We start from the raw sequence: 26,928 nt of genomic DNA on the forward strand, positions 1-26,928 counted from the left end.
AATTGACAGCATTTTGGGCTCGGTCTCCCCTTCGGCATACAGCACATCAAAGGAATCCCGCAGATAACTAAAGAATTGCTCTCCACTATTAAAGCCTTGAGGTGTGGCAAAGCGCATATCATTAGTGTCTAAGGTATATGGAACCACCAGATGCGGCTTTGTGCCATCCGCAGTAGTTTCAACTTCCGTCCAGAATGGCAAATCATCACCATAATAGTCGGAGTCGTAACTAAACCCACCCTGCTCAACCAATAGGCGGCGGGTATTTGGACTATCGCGGCCGGTGTACCAACCTTTAGGTTTGCTACCGGTTAGCGACTCAATAATCTCAATCGCCTGCTGCATATGCTCCCGCTCTTGCTCTTCGGGCATTTCCTGATAATGAATCCAGCGCAAACCGTGGCAGGCAATCTCATGGCCTTGCTCGACAAATGCCTTAGTCAGTTCAGGGTGACGTTGCAAAGCCATCGCAACCCCAAAAATAGTTAGCGGTAATTCACGCTTTTCAAACTCTTTCAGGATTCGCCAGACACCAGCCCGCGAGCCATACTCATAGATAGACTCCATACTTAAGTGTCGATCGGGATAAGACTGCGCACCAATGATCTCCGACAGAAACTGCTCCGAGCCCTTATCGCCATGCAATACACAGTTCTCGCCACCCTCTTCGTAGTTCAGCACAAACTGCACTGCAATTCGGGCATTGCCAGGCCAATTTGCCTGTGGCGGCTTGCCTCCATAACCGATCAGATCGCGGGGATAATCATTACCAGGGTTCGCTTGTTGGCTCATTGCTCAGGCTCCTTAAAGTATCCGGCTCAATTGAGCGCGGGTTTTCGTTGATATTACAAAGTCGCAGCGTTAAATTGAATTAAAAGGAGAAATAAATATGGGTAAGTTAACCACGCACATTTTAGATACTGCACATGGCAAGCCGGCGACTGGCGTTGCGGTTCGACTATTCAGCATCGGCAGCGAACGAGTTTTACTGAAATCTGATACGACTAACTCTGATGGCAGACTGGATACTCCCTTATTAGAGGGCGACACCATGGCTAAAGGCACGTTCGAGATCGAGTTTGATATCGGTGAGTATTTTCGTAAATTGAAGGTCCCCATGGATGATCCTGCATTTGTCGATGAAGTGGTTCTGAGATTCGGGATTGCCAATGTGGACCAGCATTATCATGTGCCACTAGTGGCAACGCCTTGGAGTTATTCCACCTATCGTGGGAGTTAAGCCTTAAAGGCTAAATACCCACGATGGCTGTAAGCACTACGCACCTGCCGCGCTTACAGCCAGTTTTTGCGCCGGAACAGCCATACCATCACTGCGACAATCCCAATCATCACCCCCCATAGTACGGGATAGGCATAGGGCCACTGTAACTCGGGCATATTAGCGAAGTTCATCCCGTAAACGCCCGCCAGAAAAGTCAGAGGAATAAAGATGGTTGAGATAATCGTTAGTAGGCGCATGACATCATTCATACGGTTACTGGCGCTGGATAAGTAAACATCAAGCAAACCACCCAGCATTTCCCGATAGGTCTCAATGAGATCAATAATCTGAATGGCATGATCATAGCAATCACTAAAATACGGGCGATGTTCTTGGTCTAGCTTGCCCTCATCATCCCGTAATAGATGACTCAGTACTTCCCGATGTGGCCATAAGCCGCGTCGAAGCAGTAATAAATCACGGCGAACCCGATGCAACTCTGTCAGCACTTCTTTATCCGGCACCTCCAGAATACGCGCCTCCAAATCCTCAACCGCCTCGCCGAGTTCTTCCAATATCGGAAATGCAGCATCAATGACCGAGTCCATCAATGCATACAACAGATAATTAGCATCTTGTTTACGCAAGCGCCCTACGGGGTCCTTCAACCGTTTGCGCACCGGATCGAAAATTGCGCCATCGCCCTGACAAAAACTTAAAACACCGTGCTTGCCGACAAATAAACTAATTTGCTCCAGCTCAATATCATCACCGACCATTTTGGGTAAGTTAAGCACGATGAAGAGATGCTTTTCATGTACATCCAGCTTAGGCCGCTGCCCGGCGTTTAATACATCTTCCAGTGCCAGTTTATGCAGACCAAATGACTCCCCTAATTGTTGCATCCGTGAAGTAGACTGATTACCGATCGTATCCAGCCACGTAATATGATCAACCTCATCCGCCGGTTTAAAACTGATTACATCTGCCTCGGTATTCGGCACATAACTAATGATCGCACCATTGTAAGTCCAAAGCGTGGAATGTGCCTGAATATCCGCCCCTTCCTCAGACTCCACTAACGTACCCGGCGCCGTTCCCGGCAGATGATAAAACTTGTTAAATGGCTTCATACGCGAGCGATACTCTTCAGGCAGTTTAGGAATTACAGCAAGGTGCAAAATAACAGATAAATTTCTTGGGCTAAACTGTCATGGCATCCGTTGAACGCCACCATCACTCGCAATAAGGCAGATCATGGCTACCACCCACTGATAACTTATGTCAGTATGCCTTCATTAACAACACAGTTCTGGAGGAGTCCTTTATGCAAATGTCACTCGTTTTAACGGTTTTAAGTGATGACCGTCCGGGTTTGGTAAAAATGCTATCCGATGTCCTAAAAGAATATCAGGGCAACTGGACCGAAAGCCGCATGATTCATTTGGCTGGAAAGTTTGCTGGCCTACTGATGGTGTCGGTACCGGAGTCAGAATTTGATGATTTGGTTTCTGCGTTGCACGATCTGGAAGATGACGGACTGGAAATCAGCGTCGATGCGACTGCCAGCGAAATTGCTGCTGACACGGTTGAAACGCTGGAATTGGAAGTACTAGGCCAAGACTCACCCGGCATTATCAACCGCATGACCAATCAGCTACTGACCTTATCCGTCAATATTGAAGAGCTGAGCTCTGAGCAACGCAGCGCGCCCATGTCTGCCGAGCTATTGTTTTATGCCAAGCTAAGTTTAGGGCTGCCAAAAGACGTGACTGCACAACAGGTTCAGGATGCTTTGGAAGAATTGCCCAATCAGCTAATGGTTGATATCAACTTCAGCTAAAGCAAACCCGCTTACATAAAACCGATTACATCCAGTAGCCACGGCAAAATCACCGCCGTGGCGAACGCAGATAGCGCCATCGCCAAGCCAGAGAATGCACCCATCTCAGGGCTAACTTGGAATGCTCGTGCGGTACCAATACCATGAGCAGTGACACCCATCGCAATTCCCTTCACGCTATCATCCTTAATACCCATAAGCGCCAGTATTTTGGTGCCAAACACAGCACCCAGAATACCAGTCACAATAACCAGTACCGCAGTTAATGAAGGCAGGCCTCCAATTTGCTTGGAAATACCCATAGCGACCGGCGCAGTCACTGACTTGGGTGCCAGCGATAGTTGCGTCTGCAAACTGGCTCCCAGCCAGCGCGCGATGTAAACAGAGCTTAATATGCCAATGGTAACACCGGACAATAAGCCCACGGCTACCGGAAACCATAATCTCTTAAGCTTGGAAAATTGCTGATACAAAGGAACTGCCAGCGCAACCGTGGCAGGCCCCAATAGGAAATGCACGTATTGTCCACCAGCAAAGTAGGCTTCGTAAGTGGTCCCTGTGAGCATTAAAAAACTAATCAGCACCGCAACAGAAATGACCACCGGGTTTAATAAGGGATGCATATTGGTCAGAACGTATAACCGGTACGCCAGACTATAAGCCACCATGGTGACAGTTAACCCCAATAGTGGCGAAGCTGATAAATAAACCCAGAGTGTTGCTAAATCCGTTTCTGGCATTATTTAGGTTCCGGCTTAGAGATCAAGCGATTGCAAGCCACCATAATACCGGCAGTGGCTGCGAAGGTAATAATGGCACTTAGCAAGATTGCCACACTGATTGGCAGCCACTCATTACCGATGCGCTCAAAGTGAACCATAATGCCAACGCCCGCAGGCACAAATAGCAGGGATAAGTGACTCAATAAATTACCAGAGGCAGTCGCCAGCGAGTCAGGCGTGCCGCGACGCACTAATAAAGTGATAAACAGTAAAATCATTCCCATCACCGGGCCGGGTACAGGAAGCTTCAGGTAAAGTACCGTAAACTCCCCCACTAGCTGATAAATCAGCAATAGCGTTAACCCGTTCAGAAATATCATGACCTATTCCTTATCGTTACTACGCCCGAGTATCCGGTTCCAAGCCAATTTGCTTGAGCCTTTACTCAAGGCATACGCCAATACACCAATCACGAATAAAATTGGCAAGTAGTACCAGAAGAACGCCATTAACGCTGACCAACTCTCCCAGCCCCAAACATTCGTTGCGCCCTGATAAGCGAATACGGAGCCTAACCCAGGCATCAAACCGATCACAAAAGCCGCCGGTGCGGCTAACAATCCGTGCCAGTCAAAACCATCGGCCAACCAAGCGTAGATTGCAAACATCTCAATGGTTGCCATCAAGAAGTAAATCGACACCCAAGCACATCCCGAGCGGCTCTTCCATTTACTGTTACGACGCTCATGCAGTAATTGCATCGCATACAGAATCCGGCCGCTATCCCCACGCTTTAGCGAAGGAAACACTTCCAGCAGGATTTCAGCGCCTTTCAGCACGCCGTCATCCCCACCTTTCAGGCACTCAGCCATCGTTTTTGGAAATAAGGGGCGCAGTACTTCCATGTCTTCGGAGGTAGACTCTTTAGCCAGAAACGCCTGTAACGACTCACCGGCAGCCTCTACCCGCAAACGCTCTTCACGCCACATCTTGCGGCCTTTTTTCAAGCGCTCAGAGTAGTCAGCAACTTCTTTCCATTGATCACCAAAGCGCTGGCGAAACACAGTGAACTGCAAACCTTTGCGTGAAAGCTCCGAGAACGCTTGGCTCAGGTCCTGATACTCATCTTCAAAAAATAATTCACCATCACGCTCAGGCTCCCAAATGATCAGTACTTCACGCTGATCATAAGCCTGTCGATACGTCGTCTCATCTACCCCAAATTGCGCATGCACTAACTCATAAGCGTTATCCGCCTGAAGTAGTCCACCCACCTTAATTCCATATACAAACATATAGGATTATTTTCCCGAACCGTTTAGTCCCGCACTGCGCGCGCGCGGAAGGTACGGCCTTTTAGTTTTCCAGTACTCAACTTTTTAAGTGCCGGTTGTAATGCCTCACATGCAACTGCAACATAAGCCCAATTATCAAACAAATGAATTTTACCCACTTGCTTACCGGCAATCCCCTGCTCGCCGGTTAATGCGCCAAGGATATCACCCGGCCGCACTTTTTGCTTTTTACCCCCATCAATCAAAATCGTACTCATATTTGGCTGAATAGGTGCCTGATCCAACAAGTTCATTGGCGGTAACTCTTCAGCGCCATTGATAGGGTCAATATCACCATCGATGAGCGCTACACGATGCGCTTCATCTTCGCTGTATAAAGAGCAAGCAATACCTTTACTGCCCGCACGGCCCGTGCGTCCGATGCGGTGTAAGTGAATTTCAGGATCGAAAGCAATGCGGTAGTTAACCACCATATCAATGCCATCAATATCCAAACCACGCGCCGCGACATCCGTTGCAATCAATACCGATACGCTCTTATTCGCAAAGCGCACCAGTGTTTTATCACGGTCACGCTGCTCAAGGTCACCATGCAAAGCCACCACACTAAAGCCGTTTTGATGCAAAGCATCCGCCACATCTTGAGTTTCACGTTTAGTATTACAAAACACCACCGTCGACTCAGGGCGGAAATGCTGCAATAGCAAACGCAACGCCATCAGTCGATAAGCATCTTCAGTTCGGTAAAAGTGTTGAGTAATCACTGAGTTTTCGTGAATGGATGGTGCTTTAACCATAACTGGCTTCTGCATAATCCGATTGGCGATCTTTTTGATCTGACTAGGAAAGGTTGCGCTAAATAGCATCGTTTGACGCTGCTCTGGCATCTTTTCAATAATCGCGTCGATGGTATCCTGAAAGCCCATTTCCAACATACGATCGGCTTCATCCAACACTAATGTGTGTACATGGTCCAGATTAAGCGTGCCACGGCGCAGATGATCATCAATACGACCTGGCGTTCCAACGATAATGTGCGCGCCATGCTCTAGCGAACCCGCTTGAGGGCCGAACGGCATACCGCCACATAAGGTCAGGATTTTAATATTGTGAATCGAACGCGCCAACCGGCGAATTTCTTTAGCGACCTGATCGGCCAACTCGCGAGTCGGGCACATAATCAACGCCTGAATCCGAAAGCGTTTAACCTCTAAACGCTCCAGCAGGCCAAGACCAAACGCAGCGGTTTTTCCGGAGCCGGTTTTACCCTGAGCGATAATGTCTTTGCCTTCCAGAATGTCTGGCAAGCTCAGCGCCTGAATCGGCGTCATCTCCTTGTATTCAAGAGAATTAAGATTCTCCAGTAATTCGGGTTGTAGTCGTAGAGATGAAAAAGCTGTCTGGCTCACAATAGTATCCTGATAAATAGCGGAGCCAATTGACTCCGACAATAGTTTACATCGTTTTAGTCACTAGCTAGGATCAAAATTGAGAATTTATGATCAATACATTAGGTAAGCCAAACACGCTTAGTAGTTCAGATTAATCAGCTTAGTACTGGCATCGGATACCAATTGGTGCTGCTCCTGCAAGCTATAACGACCATATAACAACGCTTCTATGACTGTTAAATCAATGACTTGCTTATGCTCATCAATTGCAGTTAGCAAGCGAGTCAGCAGTGAAAAGTCGATATCCCGAATATAATCCGGCTTCTTCTCCAGCTTCCAGAGCTTGGTATCCCGAGCAGCCCCATCGCTTTTCAGTGACAGGTTGAACAAACCTGACTTCATAAACACCGTCAGACTGTGATGAATCAAATCGCGAGAGACGTGACGATTAAGGTTTGCCGCAAGGCGATTTTCCAAATCCACCATCGACATGGCTTCCAAAGCCGCAGTCGCATGATAGATACGAACCAAAACGCTTTTACTAACTGGGTGCCAACGCTCGTTACGTAAATAGCGCTGATATTGTTCCAGTGTAGTCTCGTTCTTTTCAGTACTTTCAGAGCTTGTTTCAGGTGCAGCCGGTTTCGGTGTTTCCAGCTTCATATCAATGTAAGCCACCATCTCATGGCTGTCGGTGATCGGCGTTAAGCGAATGGCATTAATCCGCTCAAGAAACGCTTTAAAGGTTGGGAAACCGTGCTTTTTCTCATCAAACTCCGGATCAATCAGCAGCATGCGTTTTTTCAGCTCAGAGCAATGCGCATAACCGTTTAAGTTACGTAGCGTATTGCGAGCTAATGCCATAGCCTTATTAAATCCGGAGCTGGTCAGGCGTTGCGGCTTTTCGCGGACAATATCGGTATACACATAGCGTGAGCAGGAAGATTCCACACTTTTGCTTAATGGAGACTTTGGCCCTACACCAATGACTTCTTTACCCATTGCCCTCAGCGCGCGAAACAGCGGAGAAAAGTCAGAATCACCCGTGGCTAGCACAAAGCAGGTCAACTCCGGCATCCGCCATGCATAGTCCATTACATCAATAGTGAGTTGAATATCGGCCGAGTTTTTACCACTGACCGGATGAAAATTGTGAGATAAATCAAAGCCGAAGCGATCAAGGCTTACTTGTAGTGAACTAATAGCGTTATTTGACCAGTTGCCATACGCTTTTCGTACCGTTACCGAACCCTGATCGTGCAGGGTTTCCATGAGATATTCGGGACCACAGTGTTTAACCCAATTCGTCAGGTTTTCCACATCCACGAAGATCGCAATATTTTTAGCAGTCATGTCTTATCCCCTGTTGTTAGCCGGTTTTAGAATATTATTGATTTCAATTGGCTGTAGCGGACTTTCAGATCATTCATTCACCTCCGTTAATCAATTTTTATAAAAGAGAGATGTTTTTAGAATATACAGCAGAATCGCTGAAGAACAAGCCCTAAAAGCTAAACATTGGTTCAGGTTCGAAGAGTGGCTTTAAGTGCGGCGAAAGACATCCACACGAGCTGGTGGCAAATTGGCCCAGATCAATTGTTTATGCTTTGGTTTGAGCTGCTCATCCTCATCAATTGAGGTAACGGCTAGGTTATAGCTGAATTGCACGAAAACACCGTCTTTGACTAGCAACTGTTTAATTTGTTGTTTGATGGCAGAGACGACCGGCTTGGGGAGTGAGCGAAATGGCAAACCAGAAACAACAGCACTAATCTTGTCAACATCCGCTGGGAGCAAGCTGTCCAACACACTGGCATCGCCTTCGATCACACGGATTTGTGGGAACTGTTTACGCAGCAAAGCCGCTAAGGTTGGCGAGCGCTCCACGGTAATTAAACGATCTGGCGCAACACCCTGCTCCAACAACGCTTTAGTAATAATGCCAGTGCCGCCACCCAGCTCCACCACAAAACCTGATTGCTCACAATCAACCGCAGTCGCCATCGCTGTGGCTAGCTTAGCAGAGCTCGGACAACAGGCCCCGACTTCCCGTGGATGCATAAGGATTTCTTTAAAGAAAATCAAATTCGGACTGATTTTACGCTGATACTTTCCCGCCTTTTCCGCAAAAAACTCAACTTGTCGCTGCACCAATGTGATCATAAGGTTTAATTTTCTATTCGTCGTTGGTAAGAAATTATCTATTATTATTAGTGATTTTCCCCAGAGGCCAACCAAGGCCAGAGCGGTGATCAATGCTATCAAAAGAACTCAGTTGATAGCAAAATAAACCAACAACTATTCAGTTGGTTCTAAGCGCTATCTATTCTGTCTCTATTTTTTCAATGCGCCTTTTAAGCTACCCGAAATCAGTACTGCTGCATCCAGTAAGCCACGCGGCGCATATAAATTACTGCGTACGGCCAGATAGCTTGGCTGCCATACTGGGTTAAACTTTTCTTTGTAGCGCCGCAAACCTTCGAAATTATAGAACTGTTCACCGTGCTGGAACATTAAATTACCAATCTGATGCCACACGGGTGCTAAGCGATGCTTTTCCAGCCCTGATAATGGAGACATTCCTAAATTAAACCAGTGGTAGCCCTGCGCTTTCGCCCACAAAATGGATTCCACAAACAAGTAATCCATTACACCTTTTGGTGCATCACTGTGATAACGCATTAAATCAATCGCTACCTCTTGCTGCTGACCACTGCACCAGAGATTACCAAAGCCAACCACTTTCCCTTCAAAACGCACCACGGCACAAGGAAAGTGATGTAAGTAGTCGGTATTAAACGAGCCAATCGAAAAGCTTTTCTCACGCGTATTTTTGCTGCCCATCCAGTTTTCAGAAATCTGCTGAAGCTCGGGCAGTAACGGCGCTAGCTGTTCGGCTGATAATACCTCAAAGCTCAGATTCTCACGCTTACCTTTACTTAATGCTTGGCGTAAGTCGGCCTGTTTTTTACCTTCCAGTGTGAAGTTAGGGAGCTCAACCAAGGCACTCTCACCTAACTTTAATAACGCCATCCCCATATCGATATATAGCGGTAACCACTGAGTTGAGACCTGATAAAAAACGGTTTGCCCGCCTTGCAGGTCACATTGCTCGCGGAAGGTCCATAGCAACTCTTCAAAATCCAACTCATCGCCGACCGGATCACCCATTGTAATCCAGCTCTTACCCTGAATTTGATACATCAGAAAACTGCGGCCGCTGTCGCTAAACAGAATGAACTTATCCGCCAGCAATACCAAAGCAGCATGCGCACACTGGCTATTGACTAGAATCGCAGCGGCTTTATCGAGACTTTCCTGATCAGGTAATTCCGGTGTGATGCAGCTCGGCCGCAACAAACGATATAGCGCAAAACCAATTCCCAGCACAATCAAAACGACACTGGCCCGTAAAAAGCGTGAGACATTGCCATCTAATGCAAAAGACCACCAAAGGTCCGCTCGGTATTCAACATGCTTAAAGGCAAAAAACCAAGCCATAAGCTGCCGCCAACGATCACGCCTGTCAGCAGCAACCACTCAGGTGTCATTGCCTGTGCCATGAGCGAGGTTTTACGGTAAAACGCGCGTCGTCCGCTCCAAAGCAACGCCAGCATAGTTAATGACAATAGTGCTATTTCGTAATCTAAGCCTTTGAATAGGCACGTTACGGCACTTAACATTAGCAGCCAAGCCGTAATATGCCATGCGCCATCCAAACGATTAAACAGTCCATGCGCCAGAATTAACAAGCAAAATCCCGTGGCGCTGGCTAACAAATGAGAGGCTTCAATCAAGCTTAATGGGATAAATTCACCCAATAAAGTTTCCCGAGCGGGATCATTGGGTATTGAACCGGAGAATAGTAAAAACGCTCCCAACATAAACACTAGCGTTCCCAGTACTTGCGGGAAGAAGCGATTAATCCAGCGCTGCGCTTTATCACCCCAGCTTTGCACGGTACTGCGATGCTGTCCCCATTCGTGGACCAATAACAGCACGATGGTCACCAGAAACGGCAGGATGTAATAAAACAGTCTAAACACTAACAAAGTCGCCAGCATAATATCCTGCGGGACTTGTGGCAGCGCCAAGGTCATTGACGCTTCAAACACGCCCAAGCCACCCGGTACATGACTGATAATGCCAATCACCATAGACAGCACAAAAGCGGTGAGAATTTCGGTATAAGTGACTTGCACACTGTCCGGCAGCAGCAAATGCAGCATGTATACGATGACAAAAATATCCAGCACAACCAGAATGATTTGCTGCAAGATCATCGAGCCTGATGGCAAGGCGAGTTGCCAATGCCGGAGCGTAATCAGCCGGCCATTCTTTCCAGTCCACAGCATAATGCCCGCTAGCGCCAGCAAGATTGCTACACCAGAAGCGCGTAGTTCTGTTTCCGACAGCATCGACAATTCAGTCAGTACAACCGGCTCCACCGCTAAGGCAATACCCAGCATGGCGGAGATACCAAAGGTAAACGTCAGTGAGGTCAGCAGGATGACATTCGCGATTTGCGAAGTATTGAGCCCCGCCAGTGAATACAAACGATAGCGAATGGAGCCACCAGATAATGCCGCTAGCCCCACGTTATGACCAACCGAATAAGCCGTAAATGAAGTCAGCGCCACTTTAGAGTACGGGATTTTCACCTTCATATAGCACAATGCCAGCACGTCGTAACAAGTCAGCATGAGGTAGGCAACCACAGTCACTAACCCCGCCAATACGAGCTGCCAAGGCGAAATGGCATGTAGGGCCGCGAGCACATCGCCGGGGTTGATCGACTTGGCAATCTTCGATAAGCCAAACAAAGCCATGCCAAAAATGCCGAGGCTGAGGAGTGCGACCAGCCAATGCCAGTTAAATTGCGGTAATTTCATTCGCTACCTTATGAAAATAAATGTAACTTTTAGGAGTGTCTACGCGTCATATAGATGGTTAATCATAAACATGAGCTATTATGAAAGAAAAAAATCAAAATGATATGCTAACGTTTGGGGAACATGTCATTGCTCCCGGCGAGCGAAAAAGCATTGAACTGCCGGTCACTGACCTTTACACCCACACCACGCTGACCATGCCGATTCAGGTTATTCGCGGTAAGCGCCCCGGCCCTATCTTGTTCGTCAGCGCAGCGATTCACGGCGATGAAATCAATGGTATTGAGATTGTTCGGCGCGTACTGGACTATAAGGGCTTGGAGAAACTACGTGGAACCTTAATCGCAGTTCCCATTGTGAATGTGCAGGGCTTTTTAGCGCAAACCCGCTACACGCCAGACCGTCGAGACCTCAACCGTAGCTTTCCCGGTAATAGCAAAGGTTCAGTTGCTGGCCGCTTGGCTCATCTATTTGTTGAAGAAATCGTTTCTAAATCAGACTGCGGCATCGACTTACATACTGCCGCAATTCACCGCGATAACCTCCCTCAGATTCGCGCCAAACTAGACAACCCTGAAACGCAGGCACTGGCTGAAGCCTTTGGCGCGGCGGTTATCATGAATGCTAATTTACGCGATGGTTCACTACGCCATTATGCGGCAGAAAATGGCATTCCTATGTTGTTGTTTGAAGCCGGTGAAGCATTGCGTTTTGATGAGTCCTGCATTCGTATCGGTATGCGCGGTGTGCTGAATGTCATGCGCCAACTGGGTATGTTGCCTAAGAAAAAATCTAAAAAACAGATCAGCTCGGTGATTGCGCATTCCTCGCATTGGGTGCGGGCACAGAGTAGCGGTATTTTGCGTGCCAAAGCTGAGCTTGGTACCCACGTTAAGAAGGGGCAGTTCTTAGGGACTATTTCCGACCCGTTTGGCATGCAGGAAGAAACCATTAGCTCGCCCTATCGCGGCATTATCATTGGTTGTACCAATCTACCCCTATTGCACGAAGGCGATGCGGTCTTTCATATCGCGCACTTTGATGATGAGCATGGAGCAATCGAAAGCATCGAAGCGCTGCACACTGAAACGGCAGAATGGGAAAATCCAATGTGGGCTGAAGTAAACTAAGCCGATACTACTCACCTGGCAATCGCACTTAAACAGCCATAGCCTAAGCCCTATGGCTGTTTCATTTTCAGTGATTGATTTAGTCGAATGTAACGTCCGGTATTATCAATTTCACTTTCTAAAGTGAGCCTCCTACACTGTGTTCATTGATTTGAGGCGGCTCCAATCGGAGGCCACCATTCATTCTTTCACGACTATTCTTGGAGAATATCGCAATGAGCACAATCGACATTGGCATTAATGAAACGGATCGTACAAATATCGCCAACGGCCTCAAGCGTCTACTGGCAGACTCTTATACGCTCTACTTGCAAACCCATAATTTCCACTGGAATGTTACCGGTATGCAGTTCCGCGAATTGCACCTGATGTTTGAAGAGCAATACACCGAGATGGCGATTGCGGTGGATGATGTGGCAGAACGTATTCGTACACTGGGCGTTGCTGCACCGGGTACTTACAAAGCCTTCGCAGAGCTGAGTTCAATTAAAGAAGTCGATGGCGTACCAGAGGCAACTGAAATGGTTGCACTGCTAACCAAAGGCCATGAGCAGGTGGTGAGAACTTGCCGCGAAGTACTGAAAATCGCACAAGCTGCGGATGATGAGTCTACTGCATCACTGGTTTCTGACCGGATGCGTCTGCATGAGAAAACAGCGTGGATGCTGCGAGCTATTCAGAAGTAAGCTCAAACGTTATGAAAAAGCCGGGACTTGCTCCCGGCTTTTTATTGTCTATTACTTTTTAATGACCGCAGGTGTGCCTTTAAAATTCATCACGCGAGCATCGTCGGTTAACAAAGCCAGCGAAGTGCCATCTACTCTGTAGGATGTTACTTTTGATAAGTAATCGCTGACTTCACCATCTGCCTGCATCAAAGTACCTGGGCAAGCACGACGCGTACCCATCATTGGGCCGATTTTGATCTTATGCGCTGCCTCTAAAGTGATGCCACCGCCCATAATATTACAGCCGCCACGCACGCCGATTCGGTTATCGACCAAAGTCACTGAATAACGGTTTGCCGCATCGCCTGACTTCAGAGTCGGAGACGCTGTTTTCCCAACCATGCCGACACTGCTTAATTGCCAAGTCATCGCAGCAAGCGCTTCACTTAAATCAGCCGGTTTAGCTGTTACAGGGGTCGCTTTAGGGGCCGTTGCAGAGGTTCCGACACAGGCAGTGAGTAGCACAGTGCTCAAAACAGTCGCAATATAGGCACTTAGTGGTCTTGTTTTCATTATTACTACTCCGGTAAATTTAGTGATTTTAACCATTCATATCCGGCTGTAAACCCTAATGTCGACTTTTTACGCTCGCTTAACCTTAACTCAAATCCAGAAAGCAAAAATTAATCCCCCTCATTCGCGCCCAAGCCGTATAATTCATCCCATTTAGATTTTCCCTCAGGAGCTCCTATGAGACCAAGCGGTCGTGCCACCGATGAAATGCGTAAGATAAGCTTTACCCGTGACTTTACGTGTCATGCAGAGGGCTCAGTATTGGTTGAGTTTGGCAACACCAAAGTGCTGTGCACTGCCAGTGTTGAAGAAAACGTACCCGGCTGGATGCGCGGCAAAGGTAAAGGCTGGGTGACTGCAGAATACGGCATGCTACCTCGCTCTACGCACTCTCGCATGGGACGTGAAGCAGCGCGCGGTAAGCAAACCGGTCGTACTCAGGAAATTCAACGCCTGATCGGACGTTCTTTACGGGCTGTGATGAATTTAGAAGCACTGGGCGAGCGTCAGGTTATTATCGACTGTGATGTGATTCAGGCTGATGGCGGCACCCGTACTGCATCAATCAGTGGCGCTTATGTGGCCCTGCATGATGCGATGACCAAGCTAATGAAAAAGCGCAACCTGAAGCGCAATCCACTGCATGCCCAACTGGCCTCTGTTTCTGTGGGTATTTTCAATGGCGCGCCAGTATTGGATCTGGACTACCCTGAAGATTCCAATGCCGAAACGGATATGAATGTGGTTATGAATTCTGGTGGTCATTTCATCGAAGTTCAGGGCACGGCGGAAGGCCACGCCTTTACTCGGACAGAAATGAACGACATGCTGGCCTTGGCAGAAAAAGGCATTAACGAGATTATGGCGGCACAAAACACAGTGTTAGGCCTGGAGTAACGACCGGTTAAGAGGACCAATGAAATGCAAGTAGTACTCGCAAGCAGCAACGCCGGCAAGGTGCGTGAATTCATGCAACTGCTGGCCGGTGTCGGGATGGATGTGCGTCCGCAGTCTGAATTTAATGTGCCAGATGCGGATGAGACCGGCCTCACCTTTGTCGAAAATGCCATTCTAAAAGCACGAAACGCGGCAGAGCTAACTGGCTTACCGGCAATTGCCGATGACTCAGGAATCGAAGTGGATTCGCTGCAAGGCCAGCCCGGCATTTACTCAGCGCGTTATGCGGGCATTGGTGCGGGTGCTGCGGCTTGCAATCAAAAGCTGCTGTATGAGTTGAAAGGTGTTCCGGAAGCTCGGCGTACTGCACGCTTTCGTTGCTGCATTGTGATGCTGTTGCATGCCAATGATCCATCCCCCATTATTGCCGAAGGTACTTGGGAAGGTCGGATTTTGGAACAACTGAGTGGTGATCAGGGTTTTGGCTACGATCCCTTGTTCTTTGTGCCAACTCACAATATGGCAGCAGCACAAATGGACCCTCAGGAAAAAAACCGCATTAGCCACCGAGGACAGGCTTTACAACACTTACTGGAGCGCTTGTCATGAAACGATCTCCAATAATGACGGCTTGGTTGGGTTTTCGCTCGCTGTTACTGCTGGCAGGATTTTTTCTGATTACCGGCGTGATGGGCGTGTTTTCACCCTTTCTCGGTATTTTCCCTTACCCATGGCGAGTGAAATACCTGCAAACCTGGGCAGGCTTGAGTATTGGCTGGGCGCGCCTGACCTGTGGCATCAAGTGGAAGGTGCAGGGCTTTGAGAATCTGGATCTTAATGAGCCAGCGATTATCTTGCCAAATCATCAGTCGACTTGGGAAACCATGTTTCTGCTGAACTTCATGCCTTCTATGTCATTTGTGATAAAGCAGGAGTTGTTGAGCATTCCATTTTTCGGTTGGGGCATGGCCAAGTCACGCCCGATCGCAATTGATCGTAAGGCTGGTGGCTCAGCTGTTGAACAGATCAATGTGAATGGTAAAGAGCGCTTAGATGGCGGTAACTGGGTGTGTATTTTTCCGGAAGGCACTCGCGTAATGCCACAAGGAAAACCACTACGCTTCAAGCAAGGTGGAGCGTTACTGGCGCTTCACAGTGGTCGTCCAGTGTATCCGGTCGCTCACAATGCCGGTGAATGCTGGCCGCGTAATGGTCTGATCAAAACACCGGGAACGATTACGGTGAGCTTTGGCCCACGCATTGAAACTACGGGAAAAACTTCAGAACAAATTATTAAAGAAGTTGAAGCTTGGATTAAAGCGGAGCGCGCGAATTTGCCACCGGTTCGCTAATCCTTGCGTATTTGTAACGCCCGCACCGATAAAACAAGAAAAACGGAGAGGACATCATGAAACCAGAAGCCATTCGTTGCCAAAACGATCTTCAGCTATATAACACGCTGCTGACTTATCCCGACGTGATCAAAGTGAATGAGATGATCGCGCGTCATGAAGAAAAAGGCCCGACCGGATTGCGGCGTCATTTACTCGCCACGTCGGTGCGTTTGAGTAAAGGCATGGCACCGGATGTGCATCGCATGGCGGATGAGTGCATCGAAACGCTGCAAATGGATATCCCTCTGGAGTTGTATGTTTACCCTAGCCCACAGTTTAACGCCATGTGCTTTAAACCGGAGGAAGGTCGACTGCATGTGATGTTCTCCTCCAGCCTGCTGGAAGGCTTTAAGGATGATGAACTGAAGTTTGTAATCGGCCATGAGCTTGGGCATCACGTTTACAAGCATCATGATATTCCCATCGGTTATTTGCTCAAAGGTGAAGCGCCGGTTGGTCCTCGCTTAGCGCTGGAGTTGTTTGCCTGGTCTCGCTACGCTGAAATCTCTGCAGACCGTGCCGGTGCTCATTGCGCACAAAATCTGGATGCCGTGGCACGGGCTTTATTTAAACTGGCCTCTGGTCTAACCGGCAGCTTGGTGCAATTTGATTTGCAGGACTTCCTAAAACAAGTCAATGAGATGCAGTTAGTCGATGCAGAGCCCGGACAAGGCGCACCCAAGCAAGACTGGTTCTCAACTCATCCATTTAGCCCCATGCGAGTTAAAGCATTGGATTTGTTTGATCAGTCTGAACTGGGTAATGGCACGCTTTCCAAAGATGATTTGGAAGTGGCGGTTCAGGGCGTCATGAGCCTGATGGAGCCTAGCTATCTGGAAGGCCAAACTAAAACCGCCATTCATATGCGCCGCTTATTATTTGCAGCCAGCTTGTGTGTTGCCGATGCCAGTGACGGTATTTCTGAGGAAGAAATCAAAGCGTTTGAAGCGTTCTTCGGCAAGGGTGAATTTGATAAGAATCTCAATATTGAACAACTAAAAGTCACCCTAGATGAGCGCATTAAAACCGCTAAAGAACTGGCCTCAACACCACAATTGATGCAGGTCATGCGCGACTTATGTACTATGTCACGCGCCAGTGGCCACACCACTGAGGCAGAACGTGATGTGATGAATGAAATCGCTGATAAATTAGGTGTCCCGCGCAGTTTTATCTGTCAGGCACTTGCTCAAGCTGTAGAACCGGATTAATACCATGAACCAACCACAAGCCACTGCTTCCATCGAATTTTCCAAGTTGCAAAAGCGCCTGCGCAAAGCAAGCGGTGAAGCCATTGTGGATTACAATATGATTGAGCCCGGCGACCGGATTATGGTTTGCCTGTCCGGCGGTGCCGACAGCTACACCATGTTGGATATACTGCTACACATGCAGCAAAAAGCGCCGATTGAATTCTCAATCGTTGCGGTAAATCTGGACCAAAAACAGCCCGGTTTCCCTGAGCATGTGCTGCCTGCCTATTTAGAAAAACTAGGCGTTGAATATAAGATTTTAGAGGAAGATACCTACAGTATTGTGGTGGATAAAGTACCCGAAGGTAAAACCACCTGCGCGCTGTGTTCACGTTTACGACGCGGTATTCTCTATAATGCGGCACAGGAACTGGGCGCAACTAAAATTGCCCTTGGCCACCATCGCGAAGATATTTTAGAAACTGTGCTGCTGAATATGTTCTATGCCGGTAGCTTGAAAACCATGCCACCTAAATTGGTGTCGGATGATGGCCGCAATATTGTGATTCGCCCATTGGCTTATTGCAAAGAAGCGGATATCAAAGCCTACTCCCAAGCTCAGGCGTTCCCAATTATTCCCTGTAATTTATGCGGCTCACAGCCAAACCTTCAGCGCCAGGCCATGAAGCAATTGCTCAGTGAGTGGGATCGTGATTTTCCCGGCCGCTTATCAAGCATGATGAGTGCGCTTGGCAAGGTCAGCCCATCCCATCTGCTCGATCGTAATTTATACGATTTTGTGGGCATTCAAACTCAGGATAAGCCCTTGGAAGATGGCGATACCTTGTTTGATGCACCACAGATTCCCATGCCAGTATCACCAAGCACTCAATCCGTGATACCTATCTGGAAAAAATAAGCTATTATCAAAGGCTGTTTACTGAGCAATTGAGTGGTATATGTCAGACTTGTATCCAGCGATCCACCCGAATCATCACTTTATGCTTAAGGTCGATGATATTCATACCTTATATGTAGAAGAAAGCGGCTCCGAGGATGGGATTCCGGTGATCTATCTGCATGGTGGACCGGGAACAGGCTCAATGCCTTATCAGCGCTGCCTGTTTGATCCCGAAGAATATCGCATTATCCTGTTTGATCAGCGTGGCTGCGGACACTCCACGCCACATGCTGACTTGCGCAATAACACCACTCAGGATTTGATCAGCGATATTGAGAAAGTCCGTGAAAAACTGGGTATTGAGCGCTGGGTCGTCACCGGTGGTTCTTGGGGTGCAACGCTTGCACTGGCTTATGCTCAAGCGCATCCTGATCGAGTGTCTGGCTTGATTGTGCGGGGTATTTTCCTCGGCACTAAATCAGAAGTGAATTGGTTTTACCAGCAAGGTGCCAACCAATTCTATCCCGATTATTGGCAAGATTACATTGCACCGATTCCCGAAGCGGAACGTGGCGATATGCTCAAGGCTTACCATAAGCGATTAAATGGCGATAATGAGATTGCACGCATGGGTGCTGCAAAAGCCTGGGCAGTTTGGGAAGCGCGTGCGGCCACGCTTAACCCGCACCCTTCGCTGATGGAACAGTTCTCAACGCCGCATCGCGCGTTAAGTTTGGCAACCATTGAAGCGCACTACTTTATGAACAACTGCTTCTTTGAAGACAATCAATTACTGAACAATGCGGACAAGCTAAAAGACATTCCAGGCTACATTATTCATGGCCGCTATGACATGATTTGCCCGCTGAAACAGGCTTATGACCTACATAAGAAATGGCCATTGGCTGATCTGTTTATTGTGCAAGGCGTTGGCCATGCAGCGAATGAGCCAGCCATCAGCGCTGCCTTGGTAAATGCCAGCAAAGGCATGCTAGGAAAGCTTTCATGATTGGTTTGATCCAACGGGTACAAGCGTCGCAGGTTGAGGTTGATCAGCAAGTCGTTGGTAAAATTAATCGTGGAATTTTACTGCTGCTTGGCGTGCAAAAAGGCGATACCCAAGCACATGCCGACAAATTGCTACATAAAGTCATCAATTATCGAATTTTTCAAGATGATGCAGACAAGATGAATCTGTCACTGCTGGATATTGGTTGCGAGTTGCTGGTCGTCTCGCAATTCACCTTGCCTGCGGATACCCGTAAAGGCCTGCGCCCAAGCTTTACTCCAGCCGCCGACCCACAAACCGGTCGTGAATTGTATGATTATTTTACGGAAAAAGCAGCTACCAGCTTAACTACAGGTGTTCAAACCGGTGAGTTTGGTGCTGATATGCAAGTGAGTCTGATCAATGACGGGCCTGTCACTTTCTGGCTGGAAGTGTAAATACTACCAGCCACCTCTAGAGAGTATTCGTTCAGCGATTAAGGACGTACGTAGGAATAACCTTCTTCCTGCAACTCGATAATTCTGGCAACACCGGTTTGCGTCATACCGACATTTTTAATTAATTCAGGCCGCTTACCGGTTTCTGACTCAATCGTATCCATAGTGTTACCGCAGGCAGTAAATGTCACTTCTTGCTGCAACAAGCTGGTAATTCGCTCCAGTGATTTGCTTTCCTTCGTCAACATGCTCAAGCCCGGACCATAAGCCACTAGCTCAATCGTAATATCATCAATGCCGTAGTGCTTTTGCAGGTTAACGATATTATTCAGCGCCATTGCTTGTATATCCGGATCAGCAGTATTCACCTGCATCACTAAGCGATGTTCGATATCTTCCATGGCGCTATCATCTGCGACCACCGGATTACTGGTTAGCGCAGCGCCTCCGGCCAGCAACAAACCACTCAGTAATAAAGCCGTGCTCAATAATTTCAATGTCATGGTATTCCTTCCTTTTTTATCTCGTGTTTATTCCTTGGCTATCGGCCAGAGCCACGCTCCAGCGCCATCTTCAAAGAAATATTGACGGCATCCAAGCGGATATGCAACTAATACAGGGGGCAAGCCTGAGAAATGGCTTATATCTAATTTAGGATTTATCCGGAGGCGATCACATGAAAGCAATACAATCACTCAGCGCGCTAAGTCTGGTACTTGGCATCGGCTTTAGCACTGCAGCACTAGCCGAGAGTCATGGCGGTAAGCCAGTAGGAATTACCGCCGACTTAATGAGCCTTTCAGTAATGCACAATGGCAAGCCCGTCACCATCCAGCGCAATCAAGATAATGAAGCGGTGATTAATCCTGACTTTGCTAAAACCTCTCGCGCCTGCCCGCCGTTTTGTATCCAACCGATGAGCGTAGCTGAGGGTGTAGAAACCTTGGGTGAGTCAGAAGTCATTGATTATATTGCCAAGATGAGTGCGGGAGACTCCAATATTATGGTTGTTGATTCACGCACGCCAGACTGGGTGAAGAAAGGTACGATTCCCGGCTCCGTGAATGTTCCATGGACGAGTTTGGTACCAGCGCAAGGGGCAACCACGGAAGGCATTATCAAGGTGATGATGGATAGTTTTGAGGTAACGCTAGCCAATGATGCCGATGTAATGGATGTTGATGAAGCCATTACCGATGGCGACCCTGCCGAAGTATTTGACTACTCCCGCGCCAAAACGCTGGTGCTGTTTTGTAATGGCATGTGGTGCGGACAATCACCCGCCAGTATTAAAACCTTACTGAAGTATGGCTACCCGACTGAGAAACTTAAATATTATCGAGGCGGTATGCAGACTTGGGAAATTCTGGGCTTAACGACAGTAAAACCCTGATTGTTGATTGCTTAAAACGAAAAACGCGGGCCGTTACTTTACGTAAGGCCCGCGTTTTTATGGATTACTTTAGCGAGTTAAAACAGTCCGCTTAGAATAATCTGTAGGATATATAAACCCAACATTGCCACCATCGGCGATAGGTCCAGCATACCAACCGGCGGCATTACCCGACGGATTGGAGCCAGCAACGGTGCAGTCAGACTATTGATCAAAGGCACAACCGGATTACCATTTGCGCTACCAATCCAGCTAATCACCGCCATCAGGATCAAAGCGATAATATAAACCCAGATCACGCCATTTAGCAGATCACGCAGCGCGATAATCAACACACCAAATACATTCGCGCTCTGCCCGACAATTGCCAGCATTAGCAGCATTTTAACCACTGTCAGCGCATAGGCCAGCACCACCGCTGAGGTATCCAGCTTACCCATCGACGGAATAAAACGGCGCATGGGAACCAGTACCGGATTGGTAATCTTAACCAGAAACTGAGATAAGGGATTATAAAAATCGGCCCGCGCATACCCCAGTAAAAACCGTAAGATGACCGCTGTGATATACAGCGATAGCAAGGTTTCGACCAGAAAAAGACCGATTTGCTGAATGACTGACATAGTAAATTATCCTTATGATTTTTCGATAGCGGTTTTAGAACCACTCAGTGCAACAGAACGTAACGCTGCGGCTTGCAGGGCTTTGTCAAAAATGTCTTCCAGACCTGCACCTTGTAACTGAGCGATAGCCGCTTCAGTCGTGCCACCTTTAGAGGTTACTTTTACGCGTAACTCGCCTGCATCATCCGGACTTTCCAGTGCTAACTTAGCCGCACCAAAAGCGGTTTGCACAACCAGTAAACGCGACTCTTCTTTGGTTAAACCAAAGCGCTCAGCCGAAGCTTGCATGGCTTCCATCACCAAGAAAAAGTACGCTGGGCCAGAGCCTGAAATGGCAGTCACGGCATGCAGTTTTTCTTCGTCATCAAACCACAAGGTCATACCGACAGCACGCATAATGCTCTCAGCCAGACTGCGCTGTTCATCGCTGACATTAGCGTTTGCATATAAACCTGTCATGCCGGACTGTACTAAGGCAGGCGTATTCGGCATGCAACGCACAACCGGCAATAAACCACCCAACCAACGGCTTAAGCTAGACTCACTGACACCCGCTGCAATCGAGATAATTAACGGCTTTTTCTTTTGTACGGTTTCCGCCAAGCTTTCGCACACGGCTTGCATGACCTGTGGCTTGACCGCCAGGATAATGACTTGCGCATTGCTAATCGCATTCAAGTTATCGGTCGTGGTATGACAAGCGGGCCATTTACCACGAATCATATCCAACTGATCTTCAGTCGGATCGGAGACGGTCACTTCAACCGCGGCGTTATCTTCTACTAAACCGGCAATCAGGCTGCGCGCCATGTTTCCGGCACCAATAAACGTAATTTGTGTTTTCATTTCAGTATTCATCGTTTGATTGTATCAATTTCCGATCAGTTTCGGGCACCAAAGATGGCCGTTCCAATGCGAACCATGGTTGCGCCTTCAGCAATGGCGGCTTCCATATCGTCACTCATACCCATTGACAAGGTATCCAAATCATAACCCGCTGCATTTAAATCAGCCTGAGCTTTGGCTAATATCGCAAAGTTGGCGCGTTGCTGGACGGGATCATGAGTTGCTTCCGGAATCGCCATTAAGCCTCGCAACTTAATACCCGGCAATTCGCTCACTTGTGCGGCTAACTCTGGTAGCTCTGCAACACTCACACCAGACTTACTGGCTTCATCGTTCACATTCACTTGTAAACACACCTTCAGCGCAGGCAAATCGGATGGGCGTTGTTCACTTAATCTGCGGGCAATTTTCAAGCGATCAATAGCGTGTACCCAATGTGCAGTTGCTGCGACATCCTTGGTTTTATTGGATTGCAGCGGACCAATGAAGTGCCACTCAATTTCCAGCGCTGACAACTCCTCCGCCTTTTCCAACATCTCCTGAGCATAATTCTCACCGAAGGCACGCTGACCGCAATCATAAGCTTCGCGAATAGCATCTGCAGGGTGGCGTTTACTCACGGCCAAAAGCCGGACACTGTGAGCGGGACGGTGATAGCGTTCGGAGTATTGTGCAATCTCCGCGCCAATTGTCTGAAGGTTTTGAGGGATTTTAGACATTTGTGGTAGGGTCGGATTGTATTCTCAATAATAAAAAAACATCATCATGGATATTACACAACTGCTGGCATTTTCGGTAAAAAATAACGCGTCTGATCTGCACATTTCAGCAGGTCAACCTCCTATTATTCGTGTTGATGGCGACATGCGCCGCGTCAATCTACCCATTCTGGAACATAAAGATGTTCACAGCATGGTGTATGACATCATGAATGACAAACAACGTAAAGACTTTGAAGAAAACTGGGAAACTGACTTTTCCTTTGAGATTCCGGGTGTCGCACGCTTTCGTGTTAACGCATTTAACCAAAACCGTGGTGCGGGCGCCGTATTCAGAACCATCCCGAGTAAGATTCTCTCGCTGGAAGATTTGAATGCACCATCTATTTTTAAAAAGATCACAGATAACCCGCGTGGACTCGTACTAGTAACCGGCCCGACCGGCTCGGGTAAGTCGACCACGCTAGCCGCAATGATCGATTATAAAAACAAAACGGATTATGGCCATATTCTGACACTGGAAGATCCAATCGAATTTGTTCACGAGAGCAAAAAATGTCTGGTCAACCAACGAGAAGTGCATCGCGACACCAAGAGCTTTGAAGCCTCATTGCGCTCAGCGTTGCGTGAAGATCCGGATACTATTCTGGTTGGAGAGATGCGTGACCTTGAAACCATTCGCTTGGCGCTAACGGCAGCAGAAACCGGTCACTTAGTATTCGGTACGTTGCATACTACCAGCGCACCAAAAACCATTGACCGTATTGTGGATGTGTTCCCAGCAGCGGAAAAAGACATGGTTCGCTCAATGATTTCAGAATCCCTGCAAGCCATTATCTCGCAAACATTATTGAAGAAAACCGGCGGCGGACGTGTTGCCGCACATGAAATTCTAATCGGAACCCGAGCCATTCGCTCGATGATCCGTGAAAACAAAATTGCTCAAATGAAATCAACACTGCAAACCAGCTCTGGCGAAGGTATGCAGACATTAGATCAGTCATTGCAGAAGTTAATGTCCCAAGGCCTGATCTCCCGTGAAGTTGCTATGTCCAAAGCAGACAGCGCTGCATCCATCTAAATAATAAAAATAATACCCGGAGTGAATGAGCGGTATGGATAAAGAAGGTGCAATGGCATATGTGCATAGCCTGCTACATAATGTCTTAAAACAAAAAGGCTCGGATCTGTTTGTGACCGCAGGCGCACCGCCTAGTGTCAAAATTAATGGCTTAATGACACCACTATCGAGCCAAGGCTTGAGCGAAGAGCAGGCAAGAATGTTGGTTCGTTCAATCATGAATGACAAACAACTGCGAGCGTTTGAAGAGTATATGGAAGGGAACTTTTCCATTAGCCTGCCCGGTTCCGACCGCTTTCGTGTGAATGCGTTTACGCAGCGTGGTTGCTCCGGCATGGTGTTGCGACATATTCCCAGTGAAATTCCGAGCTTTAAGAAGTTGGGCGTGCCGCCGGTATTGAAAGACATCACGATGGCAACGCGTGGCTTAGTGATTATGGTTGGTGCAACCGGCTCAGGTAAGTCGACCACCCTCGCCTCCATGGTTGATCTTCGAAATGAATCAACCCAAGGACATATCATCACGATTGAAGATCCGATCGAATTCACGCATCCCCATAAGAAATGCTTGGTGACTCAGCGAGAAGTTGGTTTGGATACCGACAACTACGCGATCGCCATGAAAAATACCCTGCGACAAGCACCGGATGTCATTCTGGTGGGAGAGGTACGTGATCGTGAAGCGATGGAGTATGCAATTTCCTATGCGGAAACCGGCCACCTATGCCTGACAACGTTGCACGCCAATAGCACCAACCAAGCCATTGACCGGATTATCAACTTCTTCCCGGAAGAGCGTCGCCCACAACTATTAATGGATTTATCGCTTAACCTAAAAGCCATTGTCTCACAGCGACTGACTCGTCGACGCGATGGCAAAGGTCGTTTCCCAGCCGTTGAAGTCATGATCAATACACCGATGATGGCAGACCTGATTCTGAAAGGTGACATCTCTGGTATGAAAGAGCTGATGGCCAAATCTAACCAGCTCGGCATGTGTACTTTTGACCAGGCACTCTTCCAAATGATTGATGCCGGAATTATCAGCGTGCAAGAAGGCATGCGTAATGCCGACTCCATCAACGACCTGCGCTTACAACTAAAACTCGGTAGCCGTAACTCTAAGAGTAATGACTTCTTTAAAGGCACTGAAGAGTTGTCGATCGAAGCAATTAGTGACGAGGCTGCCTTATGAGCGATCCGAATCAGTTACAAATCACCGCATTTTTGGCGGCCATGGTTAAGCACGAAGCATCCGATTTATACCTTACGACGGGCGCACGAGCCTCCATCAAAGTCATGGGTGGCTTCAAACATCTCACTAAAGAATCACTAAAACCTGGCGTGGTGGCGGCTTTAGCCAAAGGCATGATGAGTGATGTCGAGTGGGAAAACTTCCGTACTAGCAAAGAAATGAACAAAGGCATGGCCATCCGCGATGTCGGCCGCTTTCGTTTAAATGCCTACCATCAGCGCGGTGAAGTATCGATGGTGATACGCCATGTACGCTCGGATATTTTAACGCCGGAGCAATTGGGATTACCTGAAGTCCTGAAAGAACTGGTGATGAAAAAAGACGGGCTAGTCTTGTTCGTCGGTTCAACCGGTGCCGGAAAGTCGACATCAATGGCTTCGCTAATTCAATATCGTAATGAGCGCCATGCCGGACATATCCTGACGATAGAAGACCCTATCGAGTTTGTATTTACTCACAGTAAATCGATTATCGGTCAGCGGGAAGTCGGGTTCGATACGTTATCCTATAAAAACGCAATGCGTGAGGCGATGCGCGAAGCACCCGATGTGGTGATGATTGGAGAGGTACGGGACACTGAAACAGTGGACTCTGCAATGGGCTTTGCAGATACCGGTCACTTAGTGATTACAACCCTGCATGCGACCAATACCACACAGGCGTTAGACCGTCTGCTGTACTTATTTCCACCCGATCAGAAGCAACGCATTCTGATGGATTTATCGCTTAATTTAAGGGGTATTGTGGCACAACGCTTGATTCCTGATGTTAATGGAAAACGGGTACTGGCGAGTGAAGTACTGGTTAACACACCATTCGTTGCGGAGATCATTCGTAAAGGTGCCACGCATGAGTTAGCACAAATCATGGAAAAGGGCTCAACGGACGGTATGCATACCTTTGACCAGTCTTTAGCGATGCTGTGCACCACGGGCAGAATCAGTAAAGAAGAGGCATTAAGTAACGCAACCTCCAAGAATAATCTGGAGTGGCGTCTTAACTTTGAACAAAAAGCTGGTGATGATAAGCCAGATTCGGTAGCCTCCGCGCCGGGCTCCACCGCATTGCCCACATTAGAAATGTAAACTATTCAGGACAATAATAATGAAACAACTAACCATACTTGCTTTACTGAGCAGCACTATATTGATCACAGGCTGTTCCGGTCAGCAAGTAGCCGATGGGGCAATTGGCGTCGCAAAACTTCCTTTTAAAGTCGCGGGCGTTGCAGTAACCGCAGCAGCCGGAACCGCAGGCGCTTTAGCTGGAACAGCAGTAGGCGGCCCTATTGGCGGCGCAATTGGTGGCGCGGTCGGTAGTGCTGTAGTTGGCGCAGTCGTTAACTAAATTAAAATATCCTAATAAAGGACTATCAGATTTTGTATAAAAGTCTGCTATAGTTATTGCCGTAATGTACCGGATTTCACTATGGACCGCGGCAATA

At 48.0% G+C, this 26,928-nt stretch carries 31 protein-coding genes (1 of these 31 running past the window's edge); 16 read left to right on the forward strand and 15 right to left on the reverse strand.

From position 1 onward, the window contains the following. Nucleotides 1–792: the 5' portion of an allantoinase PuuE gene (gene puuE, locus LEUMU_RS0117480; RefSeq protein ID WP_022953594.1), read on the reverse strand. The gene continues 153 nt to the left of window position 1, outside the view; only the first 792 of its 945 coding nucleotides appear in the window; its start codon is at nt 790–792; the stop codon falls past the left edge of the window. Nucleotides 793–889: 97 nt separating this feature from the next. Here puuE and uraH point away from each other — a divergent pair, with 97 nt between their 5' ends. Then, nucleotides 890–1,240, forward strand: coding sequence for a hydroxyisourate hydrolase (gene uraH / locus LEUMU_RS0117485; protein WP_022953595.1), 351 nt, complete (start codon nt 890–892; stop codon nt 1,238–1,240). A gap of 53 nt (nt 1,241–1,293) precedes the next feature. Here uraH and corA read toward each other — a convergent pair whose 3' ends face one another. Then, the gene (gene corA / locus LEUMU_RS0117490; RefSeq protein ID WP_022953596.1) at nt 1,294–2,355 is read right to left on the reverse strand and encodes a magnesium/cobalt transporter CorA; all 1,062 of its coding nucleotides are present in this window, start codon (nt 2,353–2,355) and stop codon (nt 1,294–1,296) included. A gap of 194 nt (nt 2,356–2,549) precedes the next feature. On the opposite strand from corA, the gene LEUMU_RS0117495 reads away from it, so the two are divergent. Then, complete coding sequence (locus tag LEUMU_RS0117495; protein WP_022953597.1) at nt 2,550–3,065, forward strand: glycine cleavage system transcriptional repressor; 516 nt, start codon at nt 2,550–2,552, stop codon at nt 3,063–3,065. Nucleotides 3,066–3,076: 11 nt separating this feature from the next. Here the strand turns inward: LEUMU_RS0117495 and LEUMU_RS0117500 are convergent, their stop codons facing one another. The 8 genes from LEUMU_RS0117500 to LEUMU_RS28220 all read right to left on the reverse strand — a co-directional run bounded on the left by LEUMU_RS0117500 (nt 3,077) and on the right by LEUMU_RS28220 (nt 11,365). Continuing rightward, on the reverse strand, nt 3,077–3,805 hold the full coding sequence (locus LEUMU_RS0117500) for an LrgB family protein (protein ID WP_022953598.1): 729 nt from the start codon (nt 3,803–3,805) through the stop codon (nt 3,077–3,079). Next, nucleotides 3,805–4,167: a CidA/LrgA family protein gene (locus LEUMU_RS0117505; RefSeq protein ID WP_022953599.1), complete on the reverse strand. Its 363-nt coding sequence runs from the start codon at nt 4,165–4,167 to the stop codon at nt 3,805–3,807. The genes LEUMU_RS0117500 and LEUMU_RS0117505 overlap by 1 nt, the downstream gene beginning before the upstream one ends. A gap of 3 nt (nt 4,168–4,170) precedes the next feature. Then, a complete protein-coding gene (locus LEUMU_RS26635; protein WP_022953600.1) occupies nt 4,171–5,082 on the reverse strand; it encodes a hypothetical protein in 912 nt (303 codons plus the stop codon). 23 nt (nt 5,083–5,105) lie between these two features. Then, nucleotides 5,106–6,491: an ATP-dependent RNA helicase DbpA gene (gene dbpA, locus LEUMU_RS0117515; protein WP_026744885.1), complete on the reverse strand. Its 1,386-nt coding sequence runs from the start codon at nt 6,489–6,491 to the stop codon at nt 5,106–5,108. 120 nt (nt 6,492–6,611) lie between these two features. Next, the gene (locus LEUMU_RS28210; RefSeq protein ID WP_022953602.1) at nt 6,612–7,826 is read right to left on the reverse strand and encodes an NYN domain-containing protein; all 1,215 of its coding nucleotides are present in this window, start codon (nt 7,824–7,826) and stop codon (nt 6,612–6,614) included. A gap of 189 nt (nt 7,827–8,015) precedes the next feature. Beyond that, nucleotides 8,016–8,636, reverse strand: coding sequence for a class I SAM-dependent methyltransferase (locus LEUMU_RS0117525; RefSeq protein WP_022953603.1), 621 nt, complete (start codon nt 8,634–8,636; stop codon nt 8,016–8,018). 171 nt (nt 8,637–8,807) lie between these two features. Then, the gene (locus LEUMU_RS28215) at nt 8,808–9,974 is read right to left on the reverse strand and encodes a phosphatidylglycerol lysyltransferase domain-containing protein (protein ID WP_051156062.1); all 1,167 of its coding nucleotides are present in this window, start codon (nt 9,972–9,974) and stop codon (nt 8,808–8,810) included. After that, nucleotides 9,908–11,365, reverse strand: coding sequence for a putative bifunctional lysylphosphatidylglycerol flippase/synthetase (locus LEUMU_RS28220; protein ID WP_051156064.1), 1,458 nt, complete (start codon nt 11,363–11,365; stop codon nt 9,908–9,910). Before LEUMU_RS28220 ends, LEUMU_RS28215 begins: the two co-directional genes overlap by 67 nt. Before the next feature lie 80 nt (nt 11,366–11,445). Here LEUMU_RS28220 and LEUMU_RS0117535 point away from each other — a divergent pair, with 80 nt between their 5' ends. Together LEUMU_RS0117535 and LEUMU_RS0117540 are read left to right on the forward strand one after the other, a co-directional pair. Next, on the forward strand, nt 11,446–12,495 hold the full coding sequence (locus tag LEUMU_RS0117535; protein ID WP_022953604.1) for a succinylglutamate desuccinylase/aspartoacylase family protein: 1,050 nt from the start codon (nt 11,446–11,448) through the stop codon (nt 12,493–12,495). A gap of 215 nt (nt 12,496–12,710) precedes the next feature. Beyond that, a complete protein-coding gene (locus LEUMU_RS0117540) occupies nt 12,711–13,181 on the forward strand; it encodes a Dps family protein (RefSeq protein ID WP_022953605.1) in 471 nt (156 codons plus the stop codon). Nucleotides 13,182–13,232: 51 nt separating this feature from the next. On the opposite strand, the gene LEUMU_RS0117545 is transcribed toward LEUMU_RS0117540, so the two are convergent. Next, nucleotides 13,233–13,736 (reverse strand): META domain-containing protein, encoded by a 504-nt coding sequence (locus LEUMU_RS0117545; RefSeq protein ID WP_022953606.1) that lies wholly within the window; start codon nt 13,734–13,736, stop codon nt 13,233–13,235. Nucleotides 13,737–13,913: 177 nt separating this feature from the next. On the opposite strand from LEUMU_RS0117545, the gene rph reads away from it, so the two are divergent. Genes rph through dtd form a run of 7 tightly spaced genes read left to right on the forward strand, consistent with a single transcriptional unit; the run spans nt 13,914 to nt 19,567 of the window. Next, nucleotides 13,914–14,633, forward strand: a complete 720-nt coding sequence (gene rph, locus LEUMU_RS0117550) for a ribonuclease PH (RefSeq protein WP_022953607.1) — start codon at nt 13,914–13,916, stop codon at nt 14,631–14,633. 24 nt (nt 14,634–14,657) lie between these two features. After that, a complete protein-coding gene (gene rdgB / locus LEUMU_RS0117555) occupies nt 14,658–15,242 on the forward strand; it encodes an RdgB/HAM1 family non-canonical purine NTP pyrophosphatase (RefSeq protein WP_022953608.1) in 585 nt (194 codons plus the stop codon). Then, nucleotides 15,239–15,985, forward strand: a complete 747-nt coding sequence (locus tag LEUMU_RS0117560; protein ID WP_084708127.1) for a lysophospholipid acyltransferase family protein — start codon at nt 15,239–15,241, stop codon at nt 15,983–15,985. The genes rdgB and LEUMU_RS0117560 overlap by 4 nt, the downstream gene beginning before the upstream one ends. 56 nt (nt 15,986–16,041) lie before the next feature. Next, a complete protein-coding gene (locus LEUMU_RS0117565; protein WP_022953609.1) occupies nt 16,042–17,238 on the forward strand; it encodes a M48 family metallopeptidase in 1,197 nt (398 codons plus the stop codon). A 4-nt stretch (nt 17,239–17,242) separates the two neighbouring features. Beyond that, nucleotides 17,243–18,139 (forward strand): tRNA 2-thiocytidine(32) synthetase TtcA, encoded by an 897-nt coding sequence (gene ttcA, locus LEUMU_RS26650; protein WP_022953610.1) that lies wholly within the window; start codon nt 17,243–17,245, stop codon nt 18,137–18,139. 40 nt (nt 18,140–18,179) lie between these two features. Next, nucleotides 18,180–19,130, forward strand: a complete 951-nt coding sequence (pip, locus tag LEUMU_RS0117575; protein ID WP_022953611.1) for a prolyl aminopeptidase — start codon at nt 18,180–18,182, stop codon at nt 19,128–19,130. Continuing rightward, complete coding sequence (gene dtd / locus LEUMU_RS0117580; RefSeq protein ID WP_022953612.1) at nt 19,127–19,567, forward strand: D-aminoacyl-tRNA deacylase; 441 nt, start codon at nt 19,127–19,129, stop codon at nt 19,565–19,567. The genes pip and dtd overlap by 4 nt, the downstream gene beginning before the upstream one ends. 38 nt (nt 19,568–19,605) lie before the next feature. Here dtd and LEUMU_RS0117585 read toward each other — a convergent pair whose 3' ends face one another. Further along, nucleotides 19,606–20,070: a DsrE family protein gene (locus LEUMU_RS0117585; protein ID WP_022953613.1), complete on the reverse strand. Its 465-nt coding sequence runs from the start codon at nt 20,068–20,070 to the stop codon at nt 19,606–19,608. A gap of 173 nt (nt 20,071–20,243) precedes the next feature. Between LEUMU_RS0117585 and LEUMU_RS0117590 the strand changes: the two genes are divergently transcribed. Continuing rightward, nucleotides 20,244–20,960, forward strand: coding sequence for a rhodanese-like domain-containing protein (locus tag LEUMU_RS0117590; protein WP_022953614.1), 717 nt, complete (start codon nt 20,244–20,246; stop codon nt 20,958–20,960). Between the two features lie 77 nt (nt 20,961–21,037). On the opposite strand, the gene LEUMU_RS0117595 is transcribed toward LEUMU_RS0117590, so the two are convergent. From LEUMU_RS0117595 to LEUMU_RS0117605, 3 genes are read right to left on the reverse strand one after another with little or no spacing between them, the layout of a single operon-like run. Continuing rightward, complete coding sequence (locus LEUMU_RS0117595; RefSeq protein ID WP_022953615.1) at nt 21,038–21,583, reverse strand: YggT family protein; 546 nt, start codon at nt 21,581–21,583, stop codon at nt 21,038–21,040. 12 nt (nt 21,584–21,595) lie between these two features. Beyond that, nucleotides 21,596–22,429 carry a pyrroline-5-carboxylate reductase gene (proC, locus tag LEUMU_RS0117600; RefSeq protein ID WP_040504541.1) on the reverse strand — a complete coding sequence of 278 codons (834 nt, stop codon included), beginning with the start codon at nt 22,427–22,429 and terminating at the stop codon, nt 21,596–21,598. A 35-nt stretch (nt 22,430–22,464) separates the two neighbouring features. Further along, nucleotides 22,465–23,148, reverse strand: a complete 684-nt coding sequence (locus LEUMU_RS0117605; protein ID WP_022953617.1) for a YggS family pyridoxal phosphate-dependent enzyme — start codon at nt 23,146–23,148, stop codon at nt 22,465–22,467. A 46-nt stretch (nt 23,149–23,194) separates the two neighbouring features. Between LEUMU_RS0117605 and LEUMU_RS0117610 the strand changes: the two genes are divergently transcribed. The 4 genes from LEUMU_RS0117610 to LEUMU_RS26660 are packed head-to-tail and all read left to right on the forward strand — an operon-like array spanning nt 23,195 to nt 26,831. Further along, nucleotides 23,195–24,229 carry a type IV pilus twitching motility protein PilT gene (locus LEUMU_RS0117610; protein ID WP_022953618.1) on the forward strand — a complete coding sequence of 345 codons (1,035 nt, stop codon included), beginning with the start codon at nt 23,195–23,197 and terminating at the stop codon, nt 24,227–24,229. Between the two features lie 25 nt (nt 24,230–24,254). Then, a complete protein-coding gene (locus LEUMU_RS0117615) occupies nt 24,255–25,424 on the forward strand; it encodes a PilT/PilU family type 4a pilus ATPase (protein ID WP_022953619.1) in 1,170 nt (389 codons plus the stop codon). Further along, nucleotides 25,421–26,569 carry a PilT/PilU family type 4a pilus ATPase gene (locus tag LEUMU_RS26655; RefSeq protein ID WP_022953620.1) on the forward strand — a complete coding sequence of 383 codons (1,149 nt, stop codon included), beginning with the start codon at nt 25,421–25,423 and terminating at the stop codon, nt 26,567–26,569. The genes LEUMU_RS0117615 and LEUMU_RS26655 overlap by 4 nt, the downstream gene beginning before the upstream one ends. A gap of 19 nt (nt 26,570–26,588) precedes the next feature. Next, the gene (locus LEUMU_RS26660; protein ID WP_022953621.1) at nt 26,589–26,831 is read left to right on the forward strand and encodes a hypothetical protein; all 243 of its coding nucleotides are present in this window, start codon (nt 26,589–26,591) and stop codon (nt 26,829–26,831) included. Nucleotides 26,832–26,928: the final 97 nt, after the last annotated feature.

This window comes from Leucothrix mucor DSM 2157, from assembly GCF_000419525.1.
In the GTDB taxonomy this organism is placed as follows: Bacteria; Pseudomonadota; Gammaproteobacteria; order Thiotrichales; family Thiotrichaceae; genus Leucothrix; species Leucothrix mucor.